This is a genomic window from Streptomyces sp. NPDC049879 (assembly GCF_044461265.1).
GTDB lineage: Bacteria > Actinomycetota > Actinomycetes > Streptomycetales > Streptomycetaceae > Streptomyces.
Genome location: NZ_JBITKT010000013.1, coordinates 1 through 19,448 on the forward strand (window position 1 = coordinate 1; position 19,448 = coordinate 19,448).

Below are 19,448 nucleotides of genomic sequence, written 5' to 3' on the forward strand. Positions count from 1 at the left end.
GTCCGCCCGTCCACGGTCCCCCAGCCCGTGACGACACCGTCCGTGTACGGACGCCTCGCCTCCAGACCGAACCCCGTCGCCCGGTGCCGCCGCAGTCCGCCGACCTCCTGGAACGAGCCCTCGTCCAGCAGCAGGTCGATCCGCTCCCTGGCGGTCAGCTTGCCCTTCGCGTGCTGCGCCTCGGTCGCCTTCTCGGACGGACCGCGCAGCGCCTCGGCGCGGATCGCCCGCAGCTCGGCCACGCGCCCCTGGGCGTCGAGGGGGGCCGTCTCGGCGCGGTCGGACCGCTCAGCCTCGGAAACATCGGTCATGTACAGACCCTACGAAACCTGGGCCCGGCCTGCCCTCGTCAGATCCGTACAGTCTCCGCCGCCGATTCATGGCCGCGCTGGACAGAAGTCGGCCGGTGCGGGGCCGTCGTGCAGTGAAGTCACACAGCCAACGGCGGAGGCACTGTGGGAAGCCCACAGCGCCTCCGGTTCCCGTCACTCCTCCGGGTGGAGTCCGGCGCGGAGCAGGCCGTAGGTGTAGGCGTCGTCCAGCGCCTGCCAGGAGGCGGCGATGACGTTGTCCGCCACGCCCACGGTGGACCACTCGCCCGTGCCGTCGCTGGTCGTGATGAGCACGCGGGTCGTGGACTGGGTGCCCTGCTTGCCCTCCAGGATGCGGACCTTGTAGTCCACCAGCTGGATACGGGCCAGCTCGGGGAAGGTCTGCTCCAGGCCGGTGCGCAGCGCGCGGTCGAGGGCGTGCACGGGGCCGTTGCCCTCGCCGGTGGCGATGACGCGCTCGCCCTTCGCCCAGAGCCTGACCGTCGCCTCGTTGTCCACCCCGCCGTCCGCGCGCTGGTCCGTGATCGTGCGCCAGGACTCCAGGCGGAAGAACCGCTCGTCGGTGCCGGCCGCCTCGCCGCGCAGCAGCAGTTCGAACGACGCGTCGGCCGCCTCGTACGTGAAGCCCTTCAGCTCCTGCTCCTTCACGCGCGCCACGATCCGGCCGACCAGGTCGCGGTCGCCCGCCAGATCGTAGCCCAGCTCGCGGCCCTTCAGCTCGATGGAGGCACGGCCCGCCATGTCGGAGACGAGCATGCGCATCGAGTTGCCGACCAGGTCGGGGTCGATGTGCTGGTAGAGGTCGGGGTCGACCTTGATGGCGGACGCGTGCAGCCCGGCCTTGTGCGCGAAGGCGGAGACGCCGACGTACGGCTGGTGCGTGGACGGCGTGAGGTTGACCACCTCGGCGATGGCGTGGGAGGTGCGGGTCATCTCGGTCAGGGCGCCGTCGGGGAGGACGCGCTTGCCGTACTTCAGCTCCAGGGCGGCGACGACCGGGAAGAGGTTGGCGTTGCCGACGCGCTCGCCGTACCCGTTCGCCGTGCACTGGACGTGGGTGGCGCCCGCGTCCACGGCGGCCAGGGTGTTGGCGACGGCGCAGCCGCTGTCGTCCTGGGCGTGGATGCCGATGCGGGCGCCGGTGTCGGCGACGACGGTGCGGACGACGGCCTGCACCTGGGCGGGGAGCATGCCGCCGTTGGTGTCGCACAGGACGACGACGTCGGCGCCCGCGGCCGCGGCGGTGCGGACGACGTCAAGGGCGTAGGCGGGGTTGGCCGCGTAGCCGTCGAAGAAGTGCTCGCAGTCCACGAAGACGCGGCGGCCGTGGGCGCGCAGGTGCGCCACCGTGTCGCGGACCATCGCGAGGTTCTCGTCCAGCGTGGTGCGCAGGGCCAGCTCGACGTGCCGGTCGTGCGACTTGGCGACGAGGCAGACGACCGGCGCCTCCGCGTCCAGCAACGCCTGGACCTGGGGGTCGGCCGCGACGTCGGCCCCGGCCTTGCGGGTGGAGCCGAACGCGACGAGCCGCGCGTGCCGCAGGTCGAGCTCGGTGCGGGCGCGGGCGAAGAACTCGGTGTCCCGCGGGTTGGCGCCCGGCCAGCCGCCCTCGATGAAGCCGACGCCGAAGGTGTCCAGGTGACGGGCGATGGTCAGCTTGTCGGCGACCGTGAGGTTGATGCCCTCGCGCTGGGCGCCGTCGCGCAGCGTGGTGTCGAAGACGTGGAACGCGTCGCCGGGGACGGTGCGGTCCGTCGCGTCGGTGGTCATGTGGTCAGGGCTCCTGTCCTGGAGAGGGCTCCGGGAGTGCGGTTCTGAGGAGGTGGGAGGGGCTGGGGACGGGGAGGCCGGTCACCGGTCCCGCGTGCGACTTCTCAAAACGAAAAGACCCCTCGCGGATGCGAGAGGTCTGCGCGCGGGTCAGGACACGGTGGCCGCTGCCGCTCGGGGGCGAGGCGTCAGCAGGGTCACTGCGGACCGGCGCGCTGGTCACCGATAATCATGGCGAACCGAAGCACGGGGCCAGTGTGGCACAGGGCAGACCCTGTGCCACCCGCCGTCTCACCATCCGGACCCGGCGCCCGGACGTCCCCGGGGTCAGCCGATGTGGTGCAGCCAGCCGTGGCGGTCCTCGATCCGGCCCGTCTGGATGCCGACCAGCGTCTGGCGCAGCCGCATGGTGATCTCGCCGGACTCGCCGTCGGCCACGGTCCAGTCGCCCTCGGCGGACTTCACGGACCCGACCGGGGTGATCACGGCGGCGGTGCCGCAGGCGAAGACCTCGCTGATCGTGCCGTCGGCGCAGCCCGCGCGCCAGTCGTCGGTGGAGATGCGCGTCTCGCCCGTCGCGTAGCCGAGGTCGGCGGCGATCCGCAGGAGGGAGTCGCGGGTGACGCCGGGCAGCAGGGTGCCCGTCAGCGCCGGGGTGACGATCCTGGCGTCCTCGCCCGTGCCCTGGACGAAGTAGAGGTTCATGCCGCCCATCTCCTCGATCCAGCGGCGCTCGACGGCGTCGAGCCACACGACCTGGTCGCAGCCCTGGCGGACGGCCTCGGCCTGGGCGAGGAAGGACGCGGCGTAGTTGCCCGCGCACTTGGCCTCGCCGGTGCCGCCGGGTGCGGCGCGGACGTACTCCTGGGAGAGCCAGACGGAGACCGGCTTGACGCCGCGCGGGAAGTACGCCCCGGCCGGGGAGGCGATGACCATGAAGAGGTACTCGTTGGCCGGGCGGTTGATGCCGAGCCCGACCTCGGTGGCGATCATGAACGGCCGCAGGTAGAGCGACTGCTCGCCCCCGGCGGGGACCCAGTCGCGGTCCTGCGCCACGAGCACGTCGATGGCCTCGACGAACAGCTCGGTCGGCAGCTCGGGCATGCCGAGGCGCTTGGCGGAGCGCTGGAAGCGCTCGGCGTTGGTCTCGGGCCTGAAGGTCGCCACGGAGCCGTCGGGCTGGCGGTACGCCTTGAGGCCCTCGAAGATCTCCTGGCCGTAGTGGAGCGCCATGGTCGCCGGGTCCATCTGGAGGGGCGCGTACGGTTCGAGCTGCGCGTCGTGCCAGCCGCGGCCCTCGGTCCAGCGGATGGTGACCATGTGGTCGGTGAAGTAGCGGCCGAATCCGGGGTCGGCGAGGGCGGCCTCGCGTTCGGCCGGGGTGAGCGGCTGCGCGGAGGGCTTGAGGTCGAAGGTGAGGCCCGGGGTCGTCATGACTGGTGTCCTTCTGCGTCGTGGGGTGGGCGGACCGTGTGCCCGTCGCCCGCTTCGGTAGTAGGACGTCCGAGCTTCCGGAGGGAGAACGGCCCCGGGCCCGGTCGTGGGCGCGGGGTCAGGGGTGGTGCGGGCGCGTTGCGGTGTCCCGGTGGGGACGGCCCTGCACATGGTCGCACCCGGCGGCGGGGATGCCCAGCCGCCGGGTGTCCGTCCCGGCCGTGCCGCGTGCGCGGACGCGGCGGCCGGGACGTGCGACCCGGGGAGGGTCAGCCGGATACCCGCTCCGTCAGCGCGTCGCCGATGGCCTGCGTGGAGCGCGGGGTGGCGCCGTCGCGCGCGGCGAGGTCGGCCGTGACGGCGTCCTCGACGCGGGTGGCCTCCGCCTCGTGGCCGAGGTGGCGCAGGAGGAGGGCGACGGACAGGACGGTGGCGGTGGGGTCGGCCTTGCCGGTGCCGGCGATGTCGGGCGCGGAGCCGTGGACCGGCTCGAACATCGACGGGAAGCTGCCGGACGGGTTGATGTTGCCCGAGGCGGCGAGGCCGATGCCGCCGGTGACGGCGGCGGCCAGGTCGGTGAGGATGTCGCCGAAGAGGTTGTCGGTGACGATGACGTCGAAGCGCTCGGGCTGCGTGACCATGAAGATGGTCGCGGCGTCCACGTGCAGGTAGTCGGTGGCGACCTGCGGGTACTCGCGGCCGACGCGCTCGACGGTGCGCTGCCAGAGGTGGCCGGCGTGCACCAGCACGTTGTTCTTGTGGACCAGCGTCAGCTTGCGGGCCGGGCGGGCGGCGGCGCGTTCGAAGGCGTCCCGGACGACGCGCTCGACGCCGTACGCGGTGTTGATGCTCACCTCGGTGGCGACCTCGGCGGGGGTGCCGGTGCGCATCGAGCCGCCGTTGCCGACGTACGGGCCCTCGGTCCCCTCGCGGACGACGACGAAGTCGATGTCCGGGCGGCCCGCGAGGGGCGACGCGACGTTGGGGAACAGCTTGCCGGGGCGCAGGTTCACGTAGTGGTCGAAGGCGAAGCGCAGCTTCAGCAGCAGGCCGCGCTCCAGCACGCCGGAGGGGACCGACGGGTCGCCGACGGCGCCGAGGAGGATCGCGTCGTGCGCCTTCAGGCGCTCCAGCTCCTCGTCGGGGAGCGTCTCACCGGTGGCGTGCCAGCGGCGGGCGCCGAGGTCGTACGTGGTGGTCTCCAGCTTGGCGTCCGGGGGGAGGACGGCGGCGAGGACCTTCAGTCCCTCGGCCACCACCTCGGGGCCGATGCCGTCACCGGGGATCACCGCGAGATCGATACTGCGAGCCATGGGGCGACCCTACGCCCCGTCCCACCGGTCGACACAGCCGGTCCACGATCCGGACATGGGTGCGAGCGCGCAAGGGGTCCCGCGTACGGCGGGCGGGCCGCCGTACGCGGTGGGGCGCCCGGTCAGAGGTCGGTGACGCCGCCGTTGTCCCGGCGGTCGAGGGCGCGCTGGAGTGCGTCGGCGGCCTGGCGCCGGCTGGCCTCGCGGGCGGCGCGGGCGTCGGCGCGGGCGCGGCCGAGTGCGGTGCCCGTGTCGGAGGCTCGCCTGCTTCGGGTGGCGTGCAGCATGACGGATCAGCTCCCGGATGGGGGTCCTTGTGAGGGCTGGGGCGGCTGGGGCGACAGTGCCCTGAGTGCAACCTCCACAAAAATAGCGGTGATGCGACGTCATGTCTCGCCAAATACGTGAGCGTCCTACTATCTGAGACGGCCCGGAGGGATTTCCGGCCACCGGCCGGGCCCCCGGGCCGTCGCGCCGCAGGCGGGATCAGCCCATGTGCGGGTAGCGGTGGTCGGTCGGCGGGACCAGCGTCTCCTTGATCGCGCGCGGCGAGGCCCAGCGCAGCAGGTTGAACTTCGAGCCCGCCTTGTCGTTGGTGCCGGACAGGCGCGCGCCGCCGAAGGGCTGCTGCCCGACGACCGAGCCGGTCGGCCGGTCGTTGACGTAGAAGTTGCCCGCCGCGAACCGCAGCCGCTCCGACGCGTCCGCGACCACGGACCGGTCGCGTGCGAAGACGGAGCCGGTCAGCGCGTAGCCCGACACGGACTCCATCTGGTCGAGAACGGCGTCGAAGGTGTCGTCCTCGTACACGTGCACGGCGATGATCGGCCCGAAGTATTCGGTGCGGAAGACCTCGTTCTCCGGGTCGGAGCAGGCGATCACCGTCGGCCTGACGAACCAGCCCACCGAGTCGTCGCATTCGCCGCCCGCCACGATCTCGCAGGCCGGGTCGCCCTTCGCGCGCTCGACGGCGGCGGAGACCTTGGCGAAGGCGCGCTCGTCGATGAGGGCCCCGAGAAAGTGCGACAGGTCGGCGGGGTCGCCCATGGAGAGGCCGTCGGTCTCGGCGGCCAGCGCGTCCCGCAGCCCGCCGTCCCACAGCGAGCGGGGGACGTACGCGCGGGAGGCCGCGGAGCACTTCTGGCCCTGGTACTCGAACGCGCCGCGGACGATCGCCGTCGTCAGCGCGGCCGGGTCGGCGGTGGGGTGGGCGAGGATAAAGTCCTTGCCGCCCGTCTCGCCGACGATCCGCGGGTAGTTCCGGTAGCGCTCGATGTGCTCGCCGACGCCCTGCCACAGCCGCCGGAACGTCGCCGTCGAGCCCGTGAAGTGGATGCCCGCCAGCTCGGGGTGCGGCAGCGCCGCCTCGGAGACGGCGCGCCCGTCGCCCGTCACCAGGTTGACCACGCCGGGCGGCAGGCCCGCCTCCTCCAGCAGCCGCATCAGGAGGACGGCGGAGTGCGTCTGCGTGGGCGACGGCTTCCAGACCACGACGTTGCCCATCAGGGCGGGGGCGGTCGGCAGGTTGCCCGCGATGGCGGTGAAGTTGAACGGCGTGATCGCGTAGACGAAGCCCTCCAGGGGCCGGAAGTCCATGCGGTTCCACACGCCCTTGGGCTGCACCGGCGGCTGTTCGGCCAGCAGCTCGCGGGCGAAGTGCACGTTGAAGCGCCAGAAGTCGATCAGCTCGCAGGGCGCGTCGATCTCCGCCTGCTGCGCCGTCTTCGACTGGCCGAGCATCGTGGACGCGGCGATCGTCTCCCGCCAGGGCCCGGACAGCAGCTCGGCCGCCCGCAGGAAGACGGCGGCGCGCTCGTCGAACGGCAGGGCGCGCCAGGCGGGGGCCGCGGCCAGCGCGGCGTCGATCGCGTCCCGCGCGTCCCGCGCGGTGGCCTCGGCGTAGGTGCCGAGGCGCGCGGCGTGCCGGTGGGGCTGGACGACGTCCACGCGCGCGCCGCCGCCCATGCGGCGCTCGCCGCCGATCGTCATCGGGAGGTCGACGGGGCTGTCCGCCAGCTCCTTGAGCTTCGCTTCGAGACGGGCGCGCTCCGGCGAGCCGGGGGCGTACGTGTGCACCGGCTCGTTCACCGGGGCGGGGACCTGGGTCACGGCGTCCATGGCCACGCAACTCTCTTTCGGGTGGTCGTGTCGGGTGCGGCGGGCGGGGCGTCAGCCCCGGGAGGCGAGGGAGCGCAGGAAGAAGCCGAGGTTGGCGGGGCGTTCGGCCAGGCGGCGCATGAAGTAGCCGTACCAGTCGGTGCCGTAGGGGACGTAGACGCGCACCCGGTGGCCCTCGGCGGCGAGGCGGGCCTGCTCGTCGGGGCGTATCCCGTACAGCATCTGGAACTCGTACCCGTCCTGCGGGAGCCCGGCGCGCTTGGCGACGGCCGCGGCGACGGCGACGAGGCGCGGGTCGTGCGTGCCGGCCATGGCGTACGCGCCGCCCTCCATCAGGACGCGGAGGCAGCGGACGTAGGAGAGGTCCACGTCGTGCCGCCGTTGGTGGGCCACCGACGGGGGCTCGCGGTAGGCGCCCTTGACGAGACGGACGCGGGCGCCGGTGGCGGCGAGGGCGCGGCAGTCGTCCTCGGTGCGGTGCAGGTAGGACTGGACGACGGCGCCGGTGCGGGGGAACCGTTCGCGCAGCGCGGCGAGGACGGCGAGCGTGGAGTCGGTGGTGGTGTGGTCCTCGGCGTCGAGGGTGACGGTCGTCCCGGCGTCCTCGGCCGCCTCGGCGACAGCGAGGGCGTGCCCGTACGCCAGGTCGTGGCCGCCCGGGAGGCCCTGGCCGAACGCGGACAGCTTCACGGACATCTCGACGGCGGGGCCGTGGCCCGCCTCCTTCAGCCGGGCGGCCAGCGCGAGGTACGCGTCGCGGGCGCGCAGGGCCTCGGCGGGGTCGGTGACGTCCTCGCCGAGGTGGTCGAACGTGACGGCGAGGCCGCGCGCGGTCAGCGCGTCCGCCGTGGCGACGGCCTCGTCCAGCCGCTCGCCGGGGACGAAGCGGTCCACCACGGGGCGGGTGACGGGCGCGGAGGAGACGAGCCGCCGGACGTTCCGGCTGCGTGACGCCGCGAGCAGAACCGGTCCCAGCATGGGCACCTCCGGAGGGCGGGGCGGTGGACGGGGGATGTGCCACGACGGTAGGAAGCCGCCGGGCTCCCGGCCATCGACATCTGTCCTGCCGCCTGCCCCCGGAAGTCCGACAGATGTATGACGCGCGCCGCGCCCCCGGGCCGCCCCGGCCCTGACCTGCGGCTTCGCCACGGCGCGCGGGCGGGGTGCGGGCGGGGCGCGGGCGGCGGGATTTCCCGGCCGCCTTAGCCCGTGTTCGCGAACGGCGGGCGACGCGAACGGCGGGCGACGCGAACGGCGGCCGACGCGAACGGCGGGCGGCGCGCGGGTCAGCCGCTGACGGCCGGGGCGGCGCCCACGTACGTCCTGTCCGTGACCTGCCCGAGCAGGAAGGCGGCGAGGTCGGCGCGGCGGATGGACATGCCGACGGCCCCGTGCCCGTAGTGGCCCGCCCGCACCTGCCCGGTGGGCGGGCCGTCGGCGAGCCTGGCCACGCGTACAAGTGTCCAGTCGAGGCCGGAGGCGCGTACCACCCCGGCCGCCGCGCGCACCTCGGACCAGGGCCGGGGCGCGACCGTCCGCACGAAGCGGGCCAGGGCCCTGACGCGGAGGTCGGGCAGGTCGGCGGGGTCGGGGACGCTGCACGTGGAGATGGCGACCAGGCGGCGCGTGCCCGTGGCCGCCATGGCGCGGACGATCCGGCGGGTCCCCTCGCTCTCGGAGCCGACGCCCTCGATCACGGCGTCGGCGCCGCGCACGGCGCGGGTGAGGGCCTCCTCGTCGTCGAGGCGGCCCTCGACGACCGACAGGTCCGGGTGGGCGATGCCGAGCTTGCCTGGCGTGCGGGCGTAGGCGGTGACGTGGTGGCCCTCCTCCAGGGCGGCCGCGACGAGGAGGCGCCCGGTTCGCCCCGTCGCGCCGAAAACTGTGATCCTCATGGTGGTGCGCACTCTCCTCACGGACGAAGCACTAAAGATTTTTAACCAGTAAAGATAATGTAGCAGAGGGGCGCGGAGGGGCGGCATGTTCGATGCGGAGGACCCGCGGACGGCGCGGTGCATGGAGATCCTGGCGCTCGTCGGCGACCTGTGGACGCTGGCCGTCCTCATGGCGCTCCAGGGGTCGGAGCTGCGCTTCAACGAACTCCAGCGCGCCGTCCCGAAGCTCAACGCGGTCACACTGACCAACCGGCTGCGCAAGCTGGAGGACGCGGGCGTCGTCAGCAGGACCGTCGAGACACGCGGCAGGCAGTCGGCGGTCTACGCCCTCACGCCGTTCGGCCGCAGGCTGCTGCCGATCGTGGACGCGGTGCGGGCCGTCGCGCTCGACCTCGAACGCTCGGGCGACGCCCCCGCCTGACGGCGCGCGCGGGACCGCGGCGGCCGTGCCCCCTGTACGGGACGGACGCCGCGCGCTAGGACGGACGGGACAGGGGAGGTGGCGGACGAGTGACCGGCACGGAGTACCAGGAACTCATCGACGAGGCGTGCGCGCTGCTCGGCACGCCCGCGACGCTGGAGGGCCGCGACTTCGGGCTGATCGCGTACGGCGCGCACGACAGCGCCGACGACCGCGTGATGGACCCGGTGCGGACGCGGTCGATCCTCAGCCGCCGCTCGACGGCGGCCGTACGGGCGTACTTCGAGGGCTTCGGCATCACGCGCGCCGAGGGCCCTGTGCGCATCCCGCCCGACCCGGGGGCGGGCGTGCGGACCGGGCGGCTGTGCCTGCCGGTGCGGCACGGCGGCGTCGTGTACGGGTACATCTGGCTGCTCGACGACGGCGCGACCGCGCTGGACGACCCCCGGCTCGTCGGCGCGGCGGACGTCGCGGACCGCATCGGCACGCGCCTCGCGGCGGAGGCGCGCGCCGGGGCGCGCCTCGGTGAGCTGCTGCGGGCGGCGCTCTCCCCCGCCGGCCGCGGCCGCGAGCTGGCCGCCGCGCTCGGGCCGGGCGCGGAGGGGCCGCTGACCCTGGTCGCGCTGGCGCCGTGGCCCGGGGAACGGGACACCCCGGCGGGGCTGCCGGGCGCGCTCGCCGTGTCGCCGATGGCGCGGGGCCGGGCGCACGGGGCGCTGGCCGTGCTGGTCAGGCCCGGTGGGGCGCGGGCGGTCGCGGTGGGGCTGCGGGGCCAGTACGGCGGCGCGGCGGGGGTGGGCGGGGCACGGCGCGGTGTCACGGACCTGGCGGGGGCGTGGCGGGAGTCGCTGGCCGCCGCGCGGGCGGCAGCGGCGGAGGAACGGTTCGGCGGTGTCGCGGACTGGGCGGCGCTCGGCCCGTACCGGCTGCTCACCGCGCTGCCCGACGCGGCGCCCGACCCGGCCGTGGCGGCGCTGCTCGGCCCCACGCACCGCGAACTGGCCAGGACCGCCGAGACGTTCCTCGACCACGCGGGCCAGGCAGCGCGTACCGCCGCCGCCCTCGGCATCCACCGGCAGACGCTCTACTACCGCATCTCCCGCATCGAGCGGCTGACCGGACTCGACCTGGCGGACGGCGAGGACCGGCTGCTGCTGCACATGTCCCTCAAGACGGCCCGCCTGCCCGGCGGGGAAGGAGCGGGCCTGTGAACGCGGTGGCGCGGCTGGTCACGTACGTGGAGCTGGACGGGGCGGCCACGGACGACCGGCAGCTTTCGGTGTCGGCGCGGCTGGAGGCCGAACTGGCGGACGGCGGCTCGGTGGTGCTGCTCGACGACCGCGGCTGGGGCGTGTCGGGCGGTCCTGGGCTGCGCGGTCGGTTGTCGCCCGAGGAGATCGAGCAGGACGCGCGGACGGTGCTGGGGCCCGACGAGCCGTACGGCGAGCTGACGTCGGAGCGGATGGCGGCGGACCACTGGAACGCGCTGGCCGCCATCCTGCGCGGGCGGGGTGTGGCGGCGGACGGCGCGGGACTGGCCGGGCTGCGGCACGACGTCGTCCTGGGCGCGGACCTCCGGGCCTGGCTCGACGGCTGACACCCGCGCTGAGCGACCGTTCCTGCCCACGGCACCACACGGAAGAATTCCGCCGGTCGCCGCGTCCGGGCACGCGCTGCGATCCGACACCTTGCGCTCGCACGCGCCCGGGGAGCGCGGGGCGAACGCTCCGTCCGTCGTGACCGGGCCAGGTTGCCCGTCCCGCGATGTCCCGGCGGCGGTCGTCGGCGCTGTCACGCGCGCCATACGCGAACAGCCCATGGTCACGGCCTTCGTCACCCAGCGGACCGGCGCGTGGAGAAGGCACGGCATTACGCGACGGTTCCGTCCATCACGGCCGCGGCGCGCCGCCACACGGCGCGGTCCCTCGCCCGGCGGTCACGGCGCCGGGCCGTCGGCCCGACTCGGCAGGCCCGACGCGCCCGCTCGCCACCGAACCGGATGACGCGCGGGGTGAGTTCGTCGCCTTGCGTCGCGCGGTGCACAACGGTTCCGTCCAACACGGCCGCTGGGCGATGTCGCTCGGGACGCCGCCCTCCGGGCCTGACGCACGTTTCACGCCCACGCCCGGCCCCGGCCCGTCCGTTCGGCTCCGAGCGGTCGGCGCGCGGGGAACGGCCCGGTGTTCCGTCGTCTCATGGCAAGCGCCACGCGACGGTCCGGTCTGTCACGGCCGCGGCACGTCGGTGCCCGGGGCGCGGGGACGGCGGGAGCGAGCCGGTCTGGCTGACGTCCGGGCCCGTCCGCCGGTCATCTTGTGGCGGGCTCCGGCGCCGGTGCGGGGTCCATGGCGGGGCTGCGGCGGGGGCGCATCAGGGCCAGGACGAGGACGCCCGCCAGGATGCCCGCCGCGCCCGTCACCACGTACGTGGCCTGCACGCCGGACACCGCCGCCGCGTGCACCGCGCCGGACGGGACCGCCGTCGGCAGACCCGGCGCCTGTCCCCCGGCGACGGCGTGCGCCACCGCGTCGGCGTCCGCCACGCCCCGCCCCTCGAACGCCGCCCGCGCGCGGGCGGCGAAGACGCTGCCGAGCGCCGCGATGCCGAAGGCGAAGCCGAGCTGCCGCGCCGTGTTGACCGCACCCGTCGCCATCCCGCCGCGCTCGGCGGGCACGAGCGAGGTGGCCGCCGCGCCCAGGACGGGCGTCACCATCCCCACGCCCACGCCGACGAGCGCGAAGCCGGGTATCAGCGCGGGCCATCCGGCGTCGCCCCGCAGGAGCAGCGCCGTCACCAGACCGCCCGCGCCCACCAGCAGCAGCCCCGCGCCGATGACGCGGTCGGGCCGCCCCGCGTGCAGCCGGCGCCCCAGCAGGGCCGAGACGCCGAACGAGGTGACGGACATCGGCAGCCCGGTGAACCCCGTTTCCAGCGGGCTGAGGCCTCGCACCGTCTGGAGCCAGACGGACGTGTAGGTGAAGGCGGCGAACGCGGCGACCGTCATCAGGAAGCCCGCGAGCAGCACGCCCGTGAACGCCCGCTCGCGCAGCAGCGCCAGGTCGAACATCGCGTGCGGCGTACGCCTCTCCACCAGGACGAACACCACCGTCAGAGCCACCGCCGCGCCCAGCGGCCAGGCCACGGCGGACGAGGACCAGCCGTCCTCGTTCGCCCGGACGAGCGCGTACGTGGCGCAGGCCGCGGCGGCGGTGAACGTGACGGTACCGCCCACGTCGACCCGGCCGCGCGCGGACGGCCGGTCGTCCGGGAGCCGCGTCAGGCACAGGGCGACGGCCGCGACGCTGACCGGCAGGTTGACGAGGAAGATCCACCGCCAGGACGCGCCGCCGGTGAGCAGCCCGCCGAGCAGCGGGCCGACGGCGGCCGAGGCGCCCGCCACGGCGCCCCAGATCCCGTACGCCGTCCCCCGGTCGCGGCCGGTGTAGGAGCGGTTGATCAGCGCGAAGGTCGTCGCGAACATCGCGGCCGCCCCGACGCCCTGCGCCGCGCGGGCGGCGATCAGCACGCCCGTCGTGGGCGCGAGGCCGCAGCACAGCGACGAGGCGGCGAAGACGGTGAGGCCCGCGACGGCGACGCGGCGGTGGCCGGCGAGGTCGGCGAGCGAGCCCGCGCCGAGGACCAGGGCGGCCAGTGCGAGGGCGTAGATGTTGACGACCCACTGGAGTGCGGCGAACGACGCGCCGAGGTCGGTCACCATGTCGGGCAGGGCGACGTTCACGATGGTGACGTCGATCAGCAGCATGAACGTGCCGAGGCAGACGGTCAGCAGCGGCAGCCACTTGCGCATCGGGGTACCTGTGTTCTCTCGCGGGCGGCGCCGCCTCAGCGGGCCGGGGGTGTGAACTCGGGCTGGTCGAGGACGCGCAGCCAGCTGCCGTCGGGCTGGCGCCTGACGACCTGGGCGCGGGCGCCGCTGCCGTCCTTCGGCGGGGTGGAGGTGAGGGCGATGTCGCCCGACAGCAGGGTGGGCAGTGGTTCCTCGGGCTCGAAGTGGGGGCGGTCGGCCAGGAAGCGCGCCCACAGCTCGCGGATCGCGGCCCTGCCGACGGTCGTGCTCCCGGGCGGGAAGGCGAGGACGGCGTCCTCCTCGTACAGCTCCGCGACGCCGTCGGCGTCACCGGCGTTGGACCGTTCGACGAACAGGCGGGTGATGTCCTCGGGGCGCATGGCCTTCTCGTACTCCGGCATGGCTTTCTCCTCCGGTCGGTTCGGGTGCGTGCGTGCCTCCCATCCTGATCAGCGGCCATGCAGAAGTCCAACAAATGCTTCTGCTGCGTTCTAGAATCAACGCTTATGGATCTGAGACAGCTGGAGTACTTCGTCGCGGTGGCCGAGGAGCGGAGCTTCACGCGGGCGGCGGAGCGCGTGCACATCAGCCAGTCGGGGGTCAGCGCCCAGATCCGGCAGCTCGAACGCGCGCTGGGCGCCGACCTGTTCGACCGGTCGGCGCGCGCCGCCACGCTGACCGCCGCGGGCCGCGCCGCGCTGGGGCACGCGCGCGCCGCGCTGGCCGCCGCCGGGGCGGTCGGGCAGGCGGTGGACGAGGTGAACGGCCTGCTCAGGGGGAGGCTCACGATCGGGATGGTGAGCGGCTGCACCATGACGCCGCTGTTCGACGCGCTCGCCGCGTTCCACCGGGCGTGGCCCGGCGTGGAGATACAGCTGCTGGAGGACAACTCGGACCGGCTCGTCGAGGCGGTGCGGGGCGGCGAGGTGGACGTGGCGCTCGTCGGGACGGCGGGGGCGCCGGAGGGGCTCGGCGTGTTCACGGTGATCGAGGAGTGCCTCGTCGTCGCCGTCCCGGCCGGGCATCCGCTGGCGGCGGCGGAACGGGTCACGCTGGACGACGTGGTGGCGCATCCGCTCGTGTGCATGCCGCCGGGTACGGGGCTGCGCACGGTGTTCGACCGTGACTGCGCCGCACGGGGGCTGCGGCCCTCGATCGCCCTGGAGGCCGGGGCCGGGGACGCCATCGCCGACCTCGCCGCGCGGGGCCTCGGGGTGGGCATCCTCAGCGAGTCGATGGCCGGGCGGTACCGCGACCGGCTCGTGGCCCGTCCTGTCGAGGACGCCAGGACGCCCGCGCTGCTGGCCTTCGTCTGGCGGGACGGGGACAGCCCGGCCGTGCGCGAGGTGATCGCGCACGCCAGGGCGGCGTTCGCGCCGTCGAGGGCGGCCTGAGGGCGTTGTCAGACCCGTCCGGCATGCTGTCGGGCATGGAGGAGAACGGGACCCGGCCGCCGGGCGACCGGCGGGAGTTGACGGCGGCGCTGCGCACGGGCTTCGGCCTGATACGGCAGGCCGTCCCCGAGCTGCGGTACCGGCTCGTGGGCACGGCGGCGGCGAGCGTGCAGGGCGTGGACCTGCCGGTGGGCGACGTGGACGTGCTCCTCGCCAGGCGCCGGGACATCGACGCGGCGGCCGAAGCGCTGGGGCACCTGCCGTGTGTGTCACCGCCGCGCTGGATAGCGGTGTCGCGGCAGTACTACGCCTGCTACGCCGTGGACGGGATCGGGTTCAGCGTCAGCACCGTGGAGCAGGACTGCGCCGAGGACGGGTGGGAGAACCAGGGGCCCGGCCCGTGGCGGCACCACGTCACCGTGGACCGTGACGGTCTGCGCCTCGACTGCGTACGTCTGGAGCTGCGGCTGACCACCGAGTTCCTGCGCGACCGGCCGGACCGCTACCGGCCGCTGCTCGCCCACCTCCGGGCCCACGGGGCGGATCTCGGCCTGTTGCGGCGGAGCCTGGCGGTGCGCGGCATACCCGAGCGGCTGGCGCGCCTCACCCGGGGGCTGCCCGCCGCGTAGGACCTGCCCGGGTCCGGTGAAGGACGGCCCTCAGTCCCGGGGGGCGGCACGCAGCAGGGTGAGGGCCGCCGCCTTCGCCCGCTCGGCCGGTCCCGGCCCCGTGTCGTCCCCTCCGTGGCCCGCGACCACGGTGGCGCCCTCCATGAGCAGCAGGAACTGGGCGCCGAGCACCGCCGGTTCCGCGACTCCCGCGCGGGCGGCGATGCCGGTCAGCAGCTCGCGGTAGCGGCCGAGGTGGCGCACGGCGATGCCGTACGCCGGGCCTTCCCGGTGCTGGACCGCCGCGTTGACGACCGCGCAGCCGCGGAACGCGGGGGCGTCGTGCCTGCCGCGCAGCGTGTCGAAGACGGCCGCGAGCTGCCGTTCCGGATCGCTGCCCGCCCGCGCGACCCCCTCGCCGAGGGCGCGGACGAGCCGGTCGCTGCGCGCTTCGAGCACCGCCTGGACGAGCCCGTCCTTGGAGCCGAAGTGGCGGTAGAGCGTCTCCTTCGACACGCCCGCGCGGGCGCACAGTTCGGCGACGCCGATCCCGTCGAGGCCGTGGGCGTAGAGGAGTTCGGCCGCCCAGCCCAGGATCTCGGCTCGGGTCCGCGCGGGGTCGAGGCTGGCACCTTTGGCAACTGGCATGCGGGAGATGGTACCTATCGGTTCGATCAGCTGCTACCTTGCGTCGAACCGATCAGTTCGATCTCCCGACGAGAGGCGCCGCCCATGCCGGAATCCGCGTCCGACCCGCTGGCCACCGACCCGCCCGCCGACACCGCGCACCCGGCGTCCAACAAGGCCCTGTCCATCGACAGCGGCGGCGAGACCCTCCTCGGTGTCCTCCACCTCCCCGCCGGTGCCGGACCGCACCCCGTCGTCGTCCTGCTGCACGGATTCCCCGGCGACGAGCGCAACTTCGACATGGCCCACGCCCTGCGCCGCGCCGGATACGCCGCCGTCGTCTTCCACTACCGCGGCTCGTGGGGCGTCGGCGGCACCTGGTCGTGGCGGCACGCGCTGGAGGACAGCGCCCGCGTCGTCGCGGCGCTCCGCGAGCCGGACCTCGCCGCCGCGCACCGCCTCGACCCCGGCAGGATCGCGCTGTGGGGCCACAGCATGGGCGCGTTCGCGGCCCTGCGGACCACGGCGGCGGACCCGGCGGTGGACGCCGTCATATCCGTGGCGGCCTTCGACTTCGGCGCCGCCGCCGGGATCGTCGCCGCCGACCCGGCGGCGCGCGCCCTGCTGGTCGACGACTGGCAGGACAGCCTGCTCCCCCTGCGCGGCACGAGCGGCGAGGACCTGGTCGCCGAGATGGAGGAGGCGGGCGAGGAGTGGCGGCTCGCCGGTCTCGCGGCCCGCCTCGCCGACCGCCCGGTGCTGCTGGTCGGCGGCGGCCGCGACACCGTCGCACCGACCGGCGTCCACCACCGGCCGCTCGTGGACGCGTACCTCGCCGAGCCCGTCCCCCGGCTCGAACACCTGGTCCTCCCGACCGACCACGCGCTGGCCGACCACCGCGTCACCCTCGCCCGCACCACGATCGACTTCCTCGACCGGCACCTGAAGCGCGGCTGATGGCCGACCGCTCCCCCTGGCGGCTGGCCCTCGGCACCGCCTCGGCGCTGGGCCTCGCGCGCTTCGCCTACGGGCTCCTGCTGCCGGACATGCGCCAGGACCTCGGCTGGAGCCTGGCACGCGGCGGCGTCCTCACGACGGCGAACGGGGCAGGCTACCTCGTCGGCGCCCTGGTGACGGCCGCCGGCGTCCGCCGCTGGGGAGCCACCGCCACGTTCCGCGCGGGCATGGTGGTGACGGCGCTCGCCCTCGCCGCCACCGCCGGTGGCGACGGCGCGCCCGCGCTCGACGCGGCACGCGCGGCGGCCGGTCTCGGCGGCGCGCTCGTCTTCATCGCGGGCGGCCTGATCGCCGCCCGCGCGGGAGCCGCCGCCCTCACCGTCTACTTCGCCGGTACAGGTCTCGGCATCGGCCTCAGCGGGCTCACCCTCCCCCTCCTGCTCGACCGGCACCCCGGCAGCTGGCCCCTGGCCTGGGCGGCCCTCGCCCTCGGAGCGGGCCTGGCCACCGCCGTCAGCTGGACCGCCGCCCGCACCGACGACCACTCCCCCGTCCCCGGCCGCCCCGGGGCAGGCGGCCGCGTCCGGCTGCGCCCGCTGTGGCGCGCGGCCGCCGCGTACGTCCTCTTCGCCGCCGGTTACCTCTCCTACCCCACCTTCCTCTCCACCGCCCTCGCCGCCCGCGACACCCCGGCCTGGCAGGTGGCCCTGCTGTGGGGGCTGCTGGGCGCGGGCGTCCTGGCAGCGCCGCTGGTGTGGCGCGTGCCGGTCGGCCGGTGGCCGGAGTCCCGGCTGCTCACCGTGCTGCTGGCCCTGCTCACCGCCGCCGGGGCGCTCGCCCTCCCCGGGCTGCCCGCGCCCGCGATCACCGTCTCGGTGCTGCTCTACGGGACGAGCTTCATGGTGGTGCCCGCCACCGTCACGGCCCTGATCCGCCGCGTCGCGCCGCCCGCCGCCCTGCCCTCCGCCATGGGCGCCTTCACCGTGCTCTTCTCCGTGGGCCAGACCCTCGGCCCCTGGGCGGCGGGCGCGCTGGCCGACCGCACCGCCCCCGCCGCCACACTGCTGTGGACGGCCGCGCTGTGCGCCGCCGCGGCCGCACTGACCGCCGGGCAGCGGTGGCAGGCGCCCGACAGGGAAGACGCCAGGACATGACGCCACCGCCCGCACCGCAGCCGGCCCCGCCCGAGGCCCTGCTGCTCGACTTCTACGGCACCCTCGTCCACGAGCCCACCGACGTGATCACCGCCATCTGCGAGGAGGTGCGCCGCACGGTCCCGGACCCGGACGCCGTCACGGCGGCCGACGTCGCCACGCTGTGGTGGCGCGGCTTCCGCGAGCGGACCGGACGGGCGCACGGACCCGCCTTCCGCACGCAGCGCGACATCGACCGCGCCGCGCTCGCGGCGGCGGTGTCGCGGCTCGGTTCCGGCGCGGACCCCGACGCGCTGGTGGAGCGCCAGTACGCGCACCGGCGCCGCCCGCCGCTGCACCCGGACGCGCGCGCCCTGCTCGCCACCGGCATCCCCGCCTGCCTCGTCTCGAACATCGACCGCGCCGACCTCGACGCCGCGCTCGCCCACCACGGGCTGCGCGACCGCTTCGCCGCCGTGGTGACCAGCGAGGACGCCCGTTCCTACAAGCCGCGCCCCGAGATGTTCACCGAGGCACTGCGGCTGCTCGGCCGCGCACCCGGCGAAGTCCTGCACGTGGGCGACTCGTTCAGCAGCGATGTCGCGGGCGCCGCAGCCGTGGGCATCCCCGCCGCGTGGGTCAACCGCACCGGCCGCGCCGCCCCCGAGGGACCACGCCCCGCGTACGAGGTGGCGACCCTGGCCGCACTGCCACCGCTCCTCGGGCAGCCGGTACCGTCCCGCCACCCCTGAGATCGACCTTCTGCCGCCGCCCCGCCCGCACGGCGACGACGTGCGCGTGACGCCGGTGCGTGCCGCTGGGCCGGGGTGCCGAGGGCTCACCGGGACCAGGACGAGCGGACTTGCACGCCCGACACCGCCCCGGGCGCCTGCCGCTGTCGGCGGCGTCGCGCGCACCACCGGATACGGCGGCGGGCGTCCCCCTTCCGCCGGGGGACGCCTCACGGCTCGCAACGGCTGTCGTCCGGTGCGAGCGCTCGCGCGACGGAACGATCGCCGGAGCGGTGGAACGCGACGAAGTCCACGCCGTCCTCGCCTCGCTCGCCGCCCGGTACCGGTTCCCCCGTTCTGCATACCGGACGCGCCGTTCCGCCCGGCGTGGCACCGCGCGCACCGCGCCGGACGGCACATGGTGGCTCAGCTCAGGGCAAGCTTCCCCTGGTGCGCGCCACTGAGCGGAGGCAGGCAGCGCGCGGCGGCGTTCGCGCGCCGGCCGCCGGCTCCGGCGCGCGAGGGGCGGTACGGGGCCGCTGCCGCGCGGCATCCGGCTGACCGTGGAGATCCCGCCCGGGCGCGACGAGCCGGGCAGACCCGAGTCGCCGTGCCAGACAGCATGCGGCGTGCCGTGTCGGCAGTGGAAGCGGGGGGGCTGAGTCCGGTCAGCGAGGCGGCGACGCCGCCGCGTTCCGTCTCGCGGCGTGAACACGTCGCCCGGGCCGCGCATCACCCGCGCGTGCGCGGCCGGTCCACCACCGCCCGCCAGTGCGGCGGCACTCCCGCAGCGAAGTCGCGCTCTGACCGGGTGGGCAGGACGCGAGCCGTTCGACGCCGTCGGGGTCCGGGGCGACTGCCGGGGGCGGAGGGCGGGAAAACAGTCAAGGCCCGGCGGGAAGCCGGG

General features: G+C 75.1%; 20 protein-coding genes. 9 read left to right on the forward strand and 11 right to left on the reverse strand.

Annotated features, from left to right (window positions below):
- The 8 genes from ACIBPC_RS30570 to ACIBPC_RS30605 all read right to left on the reverse strand — a co-directional run.
- A partial coding sequence (locus ACIBPC_RS30570) for a carboxyl transferase domain-containing protein (protein ID WP_362968516.1) occupies nucleotides 1-311 on the reverse strand: 311 nt, incomplete at its 3' end.
- Between the two features lie 174 nt (nucleotides 312-485).
- Nucleotides 486-2,102: a citramalate synthase gene (gene cimA, locus ACIBPC_RS30575; RefSeq protein WP_398849157.1), complete on the reverse strand. Its 1,617-nt coding sequence runs from the start codon at nucleotides 2,100-2,102 to the stop codon at nucleotides 486-488.
- Nucleotides 2,103-2,429: 327 nt separating this feature from the next.
- Entirely contained in the window at nucleotides 2,430-3,536 is a 1,107-nt protein-coding gene (locus ACIBPC_RS30580) for a branched-chain amino acid aminotransferase (protein WP_362968518.1), read from the reverse strand.
- Nucleotides 3,537-3,805: 269 nt separating this feature from the next.
- Nucleotides 3,806-4,849, reverse strand: coding sequence for a 3-isopropylmalate dehydrogenase (locus tag ACIBPC_RS30585; RefSeq protein WP_362968519.1), 1,044 nt, complete (start codon nucleotides 4,847-4,849; stop codon nucleotides 3,806-3,808).
- A gap of 122 nt (nucleotides 4,850-4,971) precedes the next feature.
- Nucleotides 4,972-5,136, reverse strand: a complete 165-nt coding sequence (locus ACIBPC_RS30590) for a hypothetical protein (RefSeq protein WP_362968521.1) — start codon at nucleotides 5,134-5,136, stop codon at nucleotides 4,972-4,974.
- Nucleotides 5,137-5,335: 199 nt separating this feature from the next.
- Entirely contained in the window at nucleotides 5,336-6,967 is a 1,632-nt protein-coding gene (gene pruA, locus ACIBPC_RS30595) for an L-glutamate gamma-semialdehyde dehydrogenase (RefSeq protein ID WP_398849159.1), read from the reverse strand.
- A gap of 51 nt (nucleotides 6,968-7,018) precedes the next feature.
- On the reverse strand, nucleotides 7,019-7,945 hold the full coding sequence (locus tag ACIBPC_RS30600) for a proline dehydrogenase family protein (protein ID WP_398849160.1): 927 nt from the start codon (nucleotides 7,943-7,945) through the stop codon (nucleotides 7,019-7,021).
- A 308-nt stretch (nucleotides 7,946-8,253) separates the two neighbouring features.
- The gene (locus tag ACIBPC_RS30605) at nucleotides 8,254-8,862 is read right to left on the reverse strand and encodes an NAD(P)-dependent oxidoreductase (protein WP_398849161.1); all 609 of its coding nucleotides are present in this window, start codon (nucleotides 8,860-8,862) and stop codon (nucleotides 8,254-8,256) included.
- 85 nt (nucleotides 8,863-8,947) lie between these two features.
- On the opposite strand from ACIBPC_RS30605, the gene ACIBPC_RS30610 reads away from it, so the two are divergent.
- The 3 genes from ACIBPC_RS30610 (at nucleotide 8,948) to ACIBPC_RS30620 (ending at nucleotide 10,880) form a co-directional block, all read left to right on the forward strand.
- On the forward strand, nucleotides 8,948-9,283 hold the full coding sequence (locus ACIBPC_RS30610; RefSeq protein ID WP_362968525.1) for a helix-turn-helix domain-containing protein: 336 nt from the start codon (nucleotides 8,948-8,950) through the stop codon (nucleotides 9,281-9,283).
- A gap of 89 nt (nucleotides 9,284-9,372) precedes the next feature.
- Nucleotides 9,373-10,494 carry a PucR family transcriptional regulator gene (locus ACIBPC_RS30615; protein ID WP_398849163.1) on the forward strand — a complete coding sequence of 374 codons (1,122 nt, stop codon included), beginning with the start codon at nucleotides 9,373-9,375 and terminating at the stop codon, nucleotides 10,492-10,494.
- Nucleotides 10,491-10,880, forward strand: a complete 390-nt coding sequence (locus ACIBPC_RS30620; protein WP_398849165.1) for a hypothetical protein — start codon at nucleotides 10,491-10,493, stop codon at nucleotides 10,878-10,880. Before ACIBPC_RS30615 ends, ACIBPC_RS30620 begins: the two co-directional genes overlap by 4 nt.
- Before the next feature lie 711 nt (nucleotides 10,881-11,591).
- Here ACIBPC_RS30620 and ACIBPC_RS30625 read toward each other — a convergent pair.
- Both ACIBPC_RS30625 and ACIBPC_RS30630 read right to left on the reverse strand, forming a co-directional pair.
- Entirely contained in the window at nucleotides 11,592-13,091 is a 1,500-nt protein-coding gene (locus ACIBPC_RS30625) for an MFS transporter (protein WP_398849166.1), read from the reverse strand.
- Between the two features lie 35 nt (nucleotides 13,092-13,126).
- A complete protein-coding gene (locus tag ACIBPC_RS30630) occupies nucleotides 13,127-13,492 on the reverse strand; it encodes a YybH family protein (RefSeq protein ID WP_398849168.1) in 366 nt (121 codons plus the stop codon).
- Between the two features lie 105 nt (nucleotides 13,493-13,597).
- On the opposite strand from ACIBPC_RS30630, the gene ACIBPC_RS30635 reads away from it, so the two are divergent.
- Both ACIBPC_RS30635 and ACIBPC_RS30640 read left to right on the forward strand, forming a co-directional pair.
- A complete protein-coding gene (locus ACIBPC_RS30635) occupies nucleotides 13,598-14,485 on the forward strand; it encodes a LysR family transcriptional regulator (protein ID WP_398849169.1) in 888 nt (295 codons plus the stop codon).
- 35 nt (nucleotides 14,486-14,520) lie between these two features.
- The gene (locus ACIBPC_RS30640; protein WP_362968531.1) at nucleotides 14,521-15,114 is read left to right on the forward strand and encodes a hypothetical protein; all 594 of its coding nucleotides are present in this window, start codon (nucleotides 14,521-14,523) and stop codon (nucleotides 15,112-15,114) included.
- A gap of 30 nt (nucleotides 15,115-15,144) precedes the next feature.
- On the opposite strand, the gene ACIBPC_RS30645 is transcribed toward ACIBPC_RS30640, so the two are convergent.
- The gene (locus tag ACIBPC_RS30645) at nucleotides 15,145-15,741 is read right to left on the reverse strand and encodes a TetR/AcrR family transcriptional regulator (RefSeq protein ID WP_398849170.1); all 597 of its coding nucleotides are present in this window, start codon (nucleotides 15,739-15,741) and stop codon (nucleotides 15,145-15,147) included.
- An 84-nt stretch (nucleotides 15,742-15,825) separates the two neighbouring features.
- On the opposite strand from ACIBPC_RS30645, the gene ACIBPC_RS30650 reads away from it, so the two are divergent.
- From ACIBPC_RS30650 to ACIBPC_RS30665, 4 genes are read left to right on the forward strand one after another with little or no spacing between them, the layout of a single operon-like run.
- Nucleotides 15,826-16,677, forward strand: coding sequence for an alpha/beta hydrolase family protein (locus ACIBPC_RS30650; RefSeq protein ID WP_398849171.1), 852 nt, complete (start codon nucleotides 15,826-15,828; stop codon nucleotides 16,675-16,677).
- Nucleotides 16,677-17,831, forward strand: coding sequence for a YbfB/YjiJ family MFS transporter (locus tag ACIBPC_RS30655; protein WP_398849173.1), 1,155 nt, complete (start codon nucleotides 16,677-16,679; stop codon nucleotides 17,829-17,831). The genes ACIBPC_RS30650 and ACIBPC_RS30655 overlap by 1 nt, the downstream gene beginning before the upstream one ends.
- Nucleotides 17,828-18,562 carry an HAD family hydrolase gene (locus tag ACIBPC_RS30660; RefSeq protein ID WP_362968536.1) on the forward strand — a complete coding sequence of 245 codons (735 nt, stop codon included), beginning with the start codon at nucleotides 17,828-17,830 and terminating at the stop codon, nucleotides 18,560-18,562. The genes ACIBPC_RS30655 and ACIBPC_RS30660 overlap by 4 nt, the downstream gene beginning before the upstream one ends.
- A 59-nt stretch (nucleotides 18,563-18,621) precedes the next feature.
- The gene (locus ACIBPC_RS30665) at nucleotides 18,622-19,005 is read left to right on the forward strand and encodes a DUF6508 domain-containing protein (protein ID WP_398849175.1); all 384 of its coding nucleotides are present in this window, start codon (nucleotides 18,622-18,624) and stop codon (nucleotides 19,003-19,005) included.
- The last annotated feature ends 443 nt before the right edge of the window (nucleotides 19,006-19,448 follow it).

Coding starts and splice junctions, on each gene's coding strand:
- ACIBPC_RS30635 (WP_398849169.1), top strand. CDS start 13,598: ATGGATCTGAGACAGCTGGAGTACTTCGTCGCGGTGGCCGAGGAGCGG.
- ACIBPC_RS30645 (WP_398849170.1), bottom strand. CDS start 15,741: ATGCCAGTTGCCAAAGGTGCCAGCCTCGACCCCGCGCGGACCCGAGCC.
- ACIBPC_RS30650 (WP_398849171.1), top strand. CDS start 15,826: ATGCCGGAATCCGCGTCCGACCCGCTGGCCACCGACCCGCCCGCCGAC.
- ACIBPC_RS30625 (WP_398849166.1), bottom strand. CDS start 13,091: ATGCGCAAGTGGCTGCCGCTGCTGACCGTCTGCCTCGGCACGTTCATG.
- ACIBPC_RS30580 (WP_362968518.1), bottom strand. CDS start 3,536: ATGACGACCCCGGGCCTCACCTTCGACCTCAAGCCCTCCGCGCAGCCG.
- pruA (WP_398849159.1), bottom strand. CDS start 6,967: ATGGACGCCGTGACCCAGGTCCCCGCCCCGGTGAACGAGCCGGTGCAC.
- ACIBPC_RS30585 (WP_362968519.1), bottom strand. CDS start 4,849: ATGGCTCGCAGTATCGATCTCGCGGTGATCCCCGGTGACGGCATCGGC.
- ACIBPC_RS30610 (WP_362968525.1), top strand. CDS start 8,948: ATGTTCGATGCGGAGGACCCGCGGACGGCGCGGTGCATGGAGATCCTG.
- ACIBPC_RS30640 (WP_362968531.1), top strand. CDS start 14,521: ATGGAGGAGAACGGGACCCGGCCGCCGGGCGACCGGCGGGAGTTGACG.
- ACIBPC_RS30605 (WP_398849161.1), bottom strand. CDS start 8,862: ATGAGGATCACAGTTTTCGGCGCGACGGGGCGAACCGGGCGCCTCCTC.
- ACIBPC_RS30655 (WP_398849173.1), top strand. CDS start 16,677: ATGGCCGACCGCTCCCCCTGGCGGCTGGCCCTCGGCACCGCCTCGGCG.
- ACIBPC_RS30660 (WP_362968536.1), top strand. CDS start 17,828: ATGACGCCACCGCCCGCACCGCAGCCGGCCCCGCCCGAGGCCCTGCTG.
- ACIBPC_RS30630 (WP_398849168.1), bottom strand. CDS start 13,492: ATGCCGGAGTACGAGAAGGCCATGCGCCCCGAGGACATCACCCGCCTG.
- ACIBPC_RS30590 (WP_362968521.1), bottom strand. CDS start 5,136: ATGCTGCACGCCACCCGAAGCAGGCGAGCCTCCGACACGGGCACCGCA.
- cimA (WP_398849157.1), bottom strand. CDS start 2,102: ATGACCACCGACGCGACGGACCGCACCGTCCCCGGCGACGCGTTCCAC.
- ACIBPC_RS30600 (WP_398849160.1), bottom strand. CDS start 7,945: ATGCTGGGACCGGTTCTGCTCGCGGCGTCACGCAGCCGGAACGTCCGG.